At 63.4% G+C, this 9859-nt stretch carries 6 protein-coding genes; all 6 read right to left on the minus strand.

Annotated elements, in window-relative coordinates; all coding sequences use genetic code 11:
• Positions 1-234: 234 nt before the first annotated feature.
• On the minus strand, positions 235-594 hold the full coding sequence (locus tag ACFOYW_RS16375) for a hypothetical protein (RefSeq protein ID WP_390231346.1): 360 nt from the start codon (positions 592-594) through the stop codon (positions 235-237).
• On the minus strand, positions 594-3116 hold the full coding sequence (locus ACFOYW_RS16380) for a hypothetical protein (RefSeq protein WP_390231349.1): 2523 nt from the start codon (positions 3114-3116) through the stop codon (positions 594-596). Before ACFOYW_RS16380 ends, ACFOYW_RS16375 begins: the two co-directional genes overlap by 1 nt.
• Positions 3117-3958: 842 nt before the next feature.
• Positions 3959-7894 (minus strand): phage tail tape measure protein, encoded by a 3936-nt coding sequence (locus ACFOYW_RS16385; RefSeq protein WP_390231352.1) that lies wholly within the window; start codon positions 7892-7894, stop codon positions 3959-3961.
• Between the two features lie 426 nt (positions 7895-8320).
• A complete protein-coding gene (locus tag ACFOYW_RS16390) occupies positions 8321-8578 on the minus strand; it encodes a hypothetical protein (protein ID WP_390231355.1) in 258 nt (85 codons plus the stop codon).
• Between the two features lie 2 nt (positions 8579-8580).
• Positions 8581-8835, minus strand: coding sequence for a helix-turn-helix domain-containing protein (locus tag ACFOYW_RS16395; protein WP_390231359.1), 255 nt, complete (start codon positions 8833-8835; stop codon positions 8581-8583).
• 232 nt (positions 8836-9067) lie between these two features.
• Positions 9068-9514, minus strand: a complete 447-nt coding sequence (locus tag ACFOYW_RS16400; protein WP_390231362.1) for a hypothetical protein — start codon at positions 9512-9514, stop codon at positions 9068-9070.
• Positions 9515-9859: the final 345 nt, after the last annotated feature.

Genomic DNA, 9859 nt, shown 5'->3' on the forward strand with positions numbered 1-9859 from the left:
CGCACTCCCCGCCAAACGCCCGCCGGAGGAGTTGTCCACCCGTCAGGTCGTGCGCCAGCGATACGGACAGACCACACGCGGTTCTCTAGACCATTCCGGCACAAGCGGCATTACCGGGGCCTGGCGATTTTCGAACCCGCAGATATCGACGGTGGCGATGCATAGCTGAGTGTGCATGGTGATGGACGCCACTTCAGCGGGCGCGACACCGCGGCAGGACGAGTCGTGCTCGCTTCAGCGGGCGTCAAACCAGCTTGCTCCATCGCGCACCGGAAGCGCGTCTCGGTCGGTCGTGTCGTATCTCTCCACCAGCCGACAGACGATTCCCCAGATCGCCCAGTCTTCAAGTGACGATTCGGGCTCTACGAATAGAGCCCAGCGCTCGTCACCAATATTCCGCGGAGTATCAAACCGGGCCCCGTACTCGCGGCCGTCGCCCGGGTAGCCGCGAAACCGCACAGTTAGGACATCCGCCTCCTGGTACACGGATTGCAGTTCGAGCGGCGAATCGCGACCGCCGAACCCTTGAGAGTACGTCGCGAAGACGCGGCGAAGAGCATCGACGAAATCCAGGCGGCCGTCGGACGCGACCATCAGCTTGTCTCCGCGGCCTTGACGACCCAGTTGGGGCACACCTGAGTCTTATCTAGGCAATATGCGGTGATTACGCCTTTCGGATACCCATCGCTTAGGCCTGTCATATCCACGATAACCCGTACTGTCATCCACTTCGTAATGACGCACCCGAAGATCCAGCAGACGTATTCATGCGCGGTGGTCTCATATCGTAATGACTCGCCGCCGCTGCTCGTCCGGACCGCAGGGTGCTGTGTCGTCCGGGCCAACATGGCCTGCGTCACGTTGTGCGGCTTGAGGTGCGTCCATCCCCAACCGGAAGTCCCCTGGCGCAGAGCGACCGTCTTTCCCTTGTTGTCACCCCACGCATTGATGACTGCGTACGCGCTGGTTTTCGCCGAGGCGTTCGCCGTGGCGGTCAGCGCGTCTGTCGACGTAACGCCACTCGAGTCCGCCGTCGCCGATGGATCAGGAACTGTGGAACTAGTCACGCTTAGAGCGTCCGCTTGCGCGGTGAGGTCGTCTTCGCTGATGGCCCCGTTTGAAGGTGTGTCAACGGGCCCCATAACATCGGCCGTCGTGAGCGCGGCCGCATCAACCGCATGCGCAGTAAACGACCAGACAGGTGAGTCGATTGTGGTTTGGGTGGAACGTCCTCCCGAGAGCCCAGTCACCTCGGCGGACCAGTAGTACGTCACCCCGTCACTAAGCACGCCAGTAGGGATCAGGTAGTCGTCGGGGACCCAACCACTTTGGACTACCGGATCTGACATATCGGAATTCGTCGACACGGTGTACTTAATAGTGACGTCGGGCGAGAACACGTCACCGTCGGAAGCGACGCTGAGCGTCAGGCCGGGAATCGGTACATCAGCAGCATCCAGTGGCGTGGGCGACACCGGTGCAGCCCCCCAGTCGCCAAGACCGAGATCGTACTCCGGCGCGCTCAGCGTGCCAAGACTGGACGAGACCGTTGCGCCGATGGTGGTTAGTCCTGGGTCGTCAACAAGCACGGAATCCTCAGTCAGTCCATTGGTTTGGAGCGTAAACGAATCGTAGTCTTGCCCATCGACGGACACGTTCAGCGAGGCAGTGGCGTCGCCTGGGATAGGAAACGCGGTAACAGTGCACGAGACTGGCGCATCTGGAATCGCGGGTTGCCAGGAGCCGTTCGTGTATGGCGCTGGGCACGAGATAGTTGGCGCGACGGGGTTGGTGTACCAGCCTTCGATGTCGACGGTATAGTCCGCGGCCGCGTCCGAGTTGTTGTAGATGTCGATCGCGCCGTCCGTGCCGAGCTTCGTGACCTGCATGTTGGAGCGCAGGTCGTCGTCGTAACTCAGGTCATCTCCCGCGGGCATCGTCTGCCCGTCTGGCCACGCGATCGCCGCGCCCACCGCCGTCGAGGCCTGCGCGGTCAGCGAGTACGCCAGAGCCGAGACACCCGACCCGACCGGCGGAATGCCATCTGCGCCGGCGACCTGCACCTTGATGCTGGAGTGCGCGCCAACATGCGCGGGGCTCGTCGTGCGGGTATCCAGCAGCCGGCCCGTGGCGGGGGTGAACGAGCCCGCCGAGGTGCCCGGGATCGTGTACCCCTCGACCCACGCGCGGAGCATCACCGACTGCGAGCTGCTGGCCCAGATTGCGATATCCATCTGCCCCGACGCGCTCAGCGGCACCTGCTGCGCGTACGCGGTGACCTCCCCCGGGTTCACCGGCTCGAAATACGCCACCCCCGGCGGCAGCGTCGTGTCGTCGGCTGCATACGCCTTCATCTCCACCCCCGCCGAGGTGGAGTTCCCGACCGTGAAGTCGATGAACACGCTCGTCGCGTCCGCGGGGATCCCGTTCGTCCCGCCGACGTTCAACGTGTACGTCTGGCCGCCCACCAGGTTGCCGGCCGGGATGCCGGACCCGGCAACCGGGGTCACGGTGTCGGCGACCTTCACCTGGTTCATCGGCACATACCCGCCCGGCGCGGTCGTCCCATCACCGGCGGTGTAATACCCCTCCAGCGACACCGTCAGGTTAGTCTGCACCGTGGCGCGGAACTGGATCTTCCCATCTGGGCCCACCGGGATGATCGCCGTATTCGTCGCCAGCGGGATCCCCCCACCGTCGTAGTCCATCACCACGGTCAGCGCGCCGTTCGAGGCCGCCGCATCCAACCAGCCCTCCGACGTCGAGTTGTACGCGACGATCGACACCTCAACCGCCTCAATACCCGACGACGGCAGCCCCGCCACGCCCGCCACGGGCACGGTCCGGGCCGTGCCAGCCGGCATCGGCGTCGAGTACCCACCCGTACCGTTCGTCGTGTTCAACAGACTGCCCGACGCCGGAACAAACAAGCCCGCCGAGCCAGTCGTCGAGACAGTCGCGCGCGCCGCCTCAGGATGCGCGACAGACGGACCAACTGCGACGAGCGCGGCGACCAGAGCCAACACCACCGGCAGGACGATCGCACGGCCGCGCCACGCGATCACTGAAATCCACGTCCGGCTGCGCGGATCCCTTCTTCTGTGTAAAGCGTACATCGCCGCGCCCTTCCGTAACCTCAACCGAGGGTCGCTAACTAGCACCCCGCGACGTCGAAGTAATCACGGAATCAGCTGAAACCTATACGCACGCCTCTTTATCTCGTACCAAGAAAACCACCATGTACCCCTAAGTGGGGTGGCCTAGCGGGGCGCCGGCTGTCGCACTTCTTCGGGCCCCTGTCGCAAGAACCAGGCGCACAGATATACAAGCACGTCGCCCGTTCTAAAGCAGAGAAGGAAGAGCGCTACATTCGACGGCGACGCATGCAACAGCGCTGCAGTCCGCTCCGGAACTCGCCATTCAACTGCGCCCGTACGCCCTCACGGCTGGCACGACGAGCCGGATAAGTCCGGTCCAGACCCGCTCCCGCGCCCAAGACGAGTAGCGAGCCGCCCTGCAATCCCAGCCTCTGAGTACAAGCACCAACCACAACAGCCGAGAATGAAATCTCTACATTTCACAACGCCGGCCGTCGGCAACAGCGGCTCACGCATCCGCGATGCGGCCGCTCGAACTCCCGGCGTGCGTCCAGGCGCGAGCCAGCCCAGGAATCAGCGAAGACAGCAACGCGAGACTCGGCGGCTGGCGCAACCGGCCCCGAGAACGCCGATGCGGACACCTGGTTTGCAGTACGACCAATCAGGTACCTCGTTTGTCGGGCTGACAAGATTTGAACTTGCGACCCCCTGACCCCCAGAAAGCTGCCCGGCGTCACGTTCAGTGCGCACCAGTCGGCACGAGGCCGGAATTACGCGGATGTGCACGTGAGACAGATGCGCGGCATCTGCCCCGGTGACACCTAGTTATCTGCAGTTTGCACACGCGAGCGTGCACACGCCTAGATGCCTCCCTGAGCTTGAGCGACCCAGCCGATCTGGTTGGCGATCTTGTTCGGGGATGCGTTCGTTTGCGCCAGGACGGTGATGTTCACCGTCTTGCCTGCGACACCAGGGCCGCCCGTACCCGCCGAAACGGTCGGCATCGTCGGAACCCCGCCGATCGCGGACGCAACCTTGTGCTGGTTGCCGGTGATGCCCTGCGCCCACCCGGCGATGATCTGCGCGCCGATCTCGTCACGGAACACCGTCGAGGGTGAGTGAATGCCGAGGGCTTTCTTCACCTGCGTGGTGAGCTGGTTGGCGAGGTTCTTCGCCGCCTCAGTCACCTCGTTGTTCTTCGACTTGAGCCCGTCGAGCAGACCGGCCGCCGTGTTCACGCCCGCCTGATACATCGTGTTCGCCGCGGACGTCGACAGCGCGGACGCGGACGACGTGAACTGCTTCTGCAGGGTCGCCAGCTGCTTCACCGTGCCGGCGCCCTCCTGCACGAGCGAGTCGGCCTGAGCGGTCGACCCGGACTGCATGAACGCGTTCAACAGCTGCTGGTATGAGGTCTTGTCGAGGCCCCACTTGGACAGCGTCTGCATGTCCGTCTGGAACTTCTTGAACCCGTTGACCTTGTTCTTCAGGTCGGCGACCATGGCGGTGCCGGTGGCGTCCTGCCCGATGTCGCCAAGGCTGACCAGCGACTGGTCCGTGGAGGACTGGAATTGGTTCCTGGTGTTGACGGCGTTGTTGTACGCCGTCTGCGCCGTCTTGATCTTCGCCGCGAGCGCCGTTTTCTGCGTCGCGTACGACTCGAGCGTCCGCTTGTCGCTTGAGATCGCTGCCTGAGCGACTCGTTCCTCGGAGGAGATCTGAGCGATCAGGGCGTTGTCGGAGGCGATCGTGTCGTTGTTGTTGTTGATCGACAGGACACCCTTGGCGGTGATCTTCCCGGCCTCGGTGGACATGATCGACCGTTGCGCGGTCTGGATCTGCTGCTGCAGAGCCGCGATCTTCGTCACCGCGGTGGTGGTGATCTTCTGCGACAGGGAATCGATCGCTGACGTGGCCTGGGATGCGTTGCCGGTAATACCGTTCGCGAAGCCCTGTACCACGTACGAGCCGATGGACTGGAACACCAGGGACGGGGAGTGGATGCCGAGGATGTTCTTGATGCTCGACGTGATCGACTTGCCGAGGTTCTCGACGGTGGCGACGGCCTGCTGAGCCATGCCTTCGACACCGTTGATGAGACCCTGAACGATGTTCCGGCCGGCGTCGAGGAGCCACGATCCGGCGCCTGCGAACCAGCCCATCACGGTGCTCGGGATGCCCCGCGCCCAGGATGTCACGGCCGACCATGCGTTCGTGATGATGCCCTTGAGGCTGTTCCACACCGTGGTGAAGAACGTGCGGATCGTGTCCCAGATCTCGATCCAGTCGGAGACGAACTGGGTGAGTTGACCCTCAAGCCACTTCATCACCGCGGCCCACACCGTCTGCAGGAACGCGGAGACCTGCTTCCAGTGGGTGACCAGAAGGATGATCCCCGCCACGAGGGCGGCGATCGCCAGAATGATGATGCCGATCGGTCCGGTCGCAATGTCAACCGCGATACCGAACGCGGTGGTCGCCGCGGTCGCGATGACCGTTGCAGCCGTCGAGGCGAGCATGACCGCCTTGGACAGCAGCAGCGCACCGTTCTGGATCGCCAGCTGGGCGACGGTCTTCGCGGTCGACGCGACCCACATGGCGCCCTGCTTGACCATCTGCGCCGCCTGAACGGCGAAGTACGCCACCCATTTCGCGGTGGACGACGCGAGCGCTGCAGCTTGAGCGGCAACCCAGCGGGCCATGCTCGAGACGGTGCTGCTGATCTGGCTTGCCAGGTAGCGGACCCACATGGCGGTCGACTGGGCGATGCTCGTCGCCTGCTTCGCGATCCACCCGGCCATCGCCGACGCGTTCGCGGCAGCCCAGTTCGCGAGAGCGGCGACCTGTGAGGCAACCCACTGCGCCGCGTACGTGACCCACCCGGCGAGAGTGCGTGCGATCGCCGCGATGGTCTGAACGGACCACTTCACGGCCCCCGCGATCATCTGCGCATAGCGAATCGCGCTCTGCACGGCCATCACAGTGACCTTCACGGTCCAAGCGACGATTGCGGCCGCGAGAACCCCGCCGATGACGGAGGCGACCGCGATGAGCTCGCCCTTGTGCGCGGACAGGTTCTGCGCGAACTGGTTGAAGCCCTTCACCGCGGCCATCACGTACGGCAGGAGAACGGTGCCGATCTTGATGCCCGTTGTTTCGAACGACTGACCAGCCTCATCCATTTGGACGGACAGGTTCTTCTGGGTCTTCGCCCAGGAGGAAACGCTGTCGCCGCCCTTCTTCGCCGCAGCGGCGATCGCTGTCGCGTCCGATGAGTACGTTTTCTTCGACGCGTCGCTGCTCAACTGCAGGGCCGTGTTCAGACCCGTCGCGCCACCCATGACCGCCTTCAGCGCGGCCGTGTAGGTCTGCGCTGCCGGCTGACCCGACTTCAGGTAGTCGTTGAAGCCCTGAGCGGTCTTCGACAGGGACAGGAACTGGGTTCCCATCGAATACGAGGACCCACCCAAGCCCTTGATGGCCTTGTTGTAGTCGGTGTACGACATCTTCCCGGACTCGAACTGCTCCGAGATATTCGCCAACGACTTCGGCATTTTGCCGAGCATGACCTGCAGATCCTGTGTTGCGGACTGCGACTTCTTCATCGTGTCCACGAGGACGGTCCCCGAGGGGCCCATCTTCGAGGCGATGGTCTGCGTCAGGTAGTCGATCGTGCCGCCGATGCCCCGCTGGCCGAGCTTCTGCTCAACATCGGTGACGCTGACACCCATCTGCTGCATCGCCTTCTGAGCCACCTGGTTCGGGGCTTGAAGGGAGCGGATCGTGTTCGACAGTTCCTGCGTCGCTTCACGGGCAGACGTGCCGTGCTGGGTGAGCGTCGCGATCGACGCGCCCACGTCAGAGAACGAAATGTGAGACGCAGACGCGAGGGGGACGACCGTGGCGAGTGAGCCGGCGAACTCCTGCATCGTGGTCTTCGACTTGCCCGACGCGGCGATGATCGCGTTCTCCGCCTGCACGGGGCCGCCGAGCGACTTGCCGTACGACTGCATCACCGACGTCAGGGCGTTCGTCGCGGTGCCCAGGTCGACGCCTTCAGCTTTCGCGCCCTGCGCGGCAGCTTTCAGGACGTTCAACTGGTTCGCGGCCGACGTGGTGCCCTGAGACTTCGACACCGTGTAGGCGCCTTCAGCGAGCTGGTCGACGGCTGTACCGGTCGACTGCGCCAACTGCAGAACACCGTTGGAGATCTGCTTGACCTTCGCGGAAGGTTCGTCTGCGGCGGTCGACAGAAGAGACATGTTCTTCTGGAAATCGGTGGCCATCTTCGTGGTCACTGCGGCGACCGCGACACCGCCGGCGACAACACCGACGGCGGCCATCTTCCCGAACGAGGCGACCTTGTCGAAGCCCTTCGACATGGCGCCGCCGGATTCGGCGGCAGCAGCGGAAGTGACAGAAGCGGCCTCGGTCGCGGCTTTCGACGCGGCTTCCTGCGCGGCAACCTGCTCGCCAGCGGCCTTCTGCACTGCGGCGGCGGTCAGCTGCGCGGAACGCGCCTCAGCGTCGAACGACACACCGGTTTCCGCGGCAAGCTTCGCCTGCGCGTCGACCTGCGCCTGCACGGACGCTTTGATGGAGTCCGCGGTGACCGCGTTCGCTTCCGCGAGCCGGGCGTCAGCGGACACCTGCTTCGCGATCGCCGCCTGCACTCGGGTCGCTGCAGCATCCGTCGTGGACGCCATCTCACCGATCGAGGCCTGCGCCTCTTTGCTGGCGGTGATGACCTCTTTGGCGCTCGCGCGGATCTCAAACAGCAGGGGAGGTATTGCCATGACAATCCTTTGATTGTGGGGAGTAGCACAGCGGTGCTTGGGCACGATGGGGCGCCTGACTCGTCGTCAGATGGCGAGCAGGCTGACCAGGGGTTTTAGTGGCGTGTGCACCGAATGTGTGGACATGAAATGCGCCACTGCGGACGCCAGATGTCGGCGGTCGTCAGGAAAATATGGCCATGTATCGCCCGACGGATCACCGCGACCCGACCTCAGATGTCGCACACAAGGCCGCGCTCTACCGAGCCAACGGCATGACGCCACCCTGGGAAGTCAACTGGCACGAGGGAGCACCCGTAGCGCGCGGCGAAGGCGGCATCCTAGACATGTGCATACTGTTCGAAGCCGGCGACGAGCGCGTCTTCGAACGAACGTGGACCGACAGGGAACGTCAGCGCGTGCTCAAAATGCTTCAGAGCACCGCATCTAGCGACGGCGATGGGCAACGGGAAGCGACTTGAGCCACCGTCGCAACTCCCAGATCTTGATCAACGGTTTGGCACCCACGTATGACGGCACGATGTCGCGACGAGATACTGCTGCGCGAATCACCGTCGCATCGACACCCGCGAACGAGGCGGCATCCTGAATGGAATAGGCCAGCTTGTCGCCGGGGTCAAAGAAAACGAGCCCTTCGCGAGCTTCGCGCAGAGCAGCGATCACCTGGTCAGCGGCAGCGGACATCGTCAGCTTCGACGTGGTTCTTGAGGCAGCGCGTCGAGCCAACGCCGCAGCTCCCAGACCGGGAAGAGAGGTTTTCTGCCGACGTACACCGGCACGAGACGATTGTTGGCGACCTCGCGGCGCAACGTCTCAGCGCTCACAGATACGAGGTCGGCCGCCTCAGCAAGGCTGTATGCGAGTTTGGTGCCAAGGATAGCGGCAGCGATCTCCATCTCGCGACGGACAATCGTTGTGAGCGACTCCTCCTGACGCGGCATGACGCAATCATCGGTTCACGTAGCGTCAAAGTCCAAGCGCTTTGGCCTATTCCGCTTGTGGCACTAGCTTTTCTCAGTCGATTTGTGATTCGGTTCAACTACTCCTCCCCACCGTCCAGCCTCCTGGTTGCACTGGTGGGGATTATTTCTTGAGGCTGGAATGTCGGATCAAGTACGCATCTGATTAGACATCATCCGCCAGGTGCCCTGATCAGGCATCTAGCCGGTGTGATCACAGTGTGTTCACGTCTACGACACGCTCGAGCGCGTCTCCCGACCGCATACGCGCCACTTCTCGCCGGATCACGTCAGGCAATGCCACGCGTTGCTCCTTGGTGAGTCCGAGGTCATCCATGATCGCGCCCATCGTCATTGCCAGCATCTGACCATGACGTTCCGTGAGCCGGATCTGGCGCTCAGCAAGCCCGGCAGCAATTGCCTTCGACGAGAAGACCGCCAGCCGATCTCGCTCATCAGATTCGAGCTGAATCAGACCGCGAATGTACTCGCCGGCCTTCTGCGCAATCCCGTCGCCCATCGGGATCATCGTGTCGCCGATCGCGATCCGCTCGACCGTGAACTCGTCACCCCAGATCTTCTTGCCCTCAGCGACCTTCCGTTCAATCTCAGCGCCGTAGATCTCGGTGCGACGACGTGACTGCGTGATCAGCCGAAGCAACGTCTCGCCCGGGTCGTCCGTCGCATCACCGATCTGCCACTTTGACACCTCAGCACGCACCGCAGCGATCGCTCTGACCTGAGGCGAGCGGCCGCCATGCGAACTGCAGACCACGCCGCCACGAATCGCACTTCGCTTGCACGGGTTGCCGCCCGACGTCCTAGCCGTGCATCTCATCGTTCATCCTCCATGGGTCTTGCTCCTCGATGGGTCACGCCGCAGCGGCCGTTCGGTTAGCCAGGGACTGTCTGATTTCCGGTGTTTCTGGGGTGGCCTGACTGGAAGGAACAGGCCGTGATGGACACGACCGAGATGATCGATCCTGTGACCGGGGAGATCATCGAT

The sequence above is a fragment of the Gryllotalpicola reticulitermitis genome (assembly GCF_042651345.1).
GTDB lineage: Bacteria > Actinomycetota > Actinomycetes > Actinomycetales > Microbacteriaceae > Gryllotalpicola > Gryllotalpicola reticulitermitis.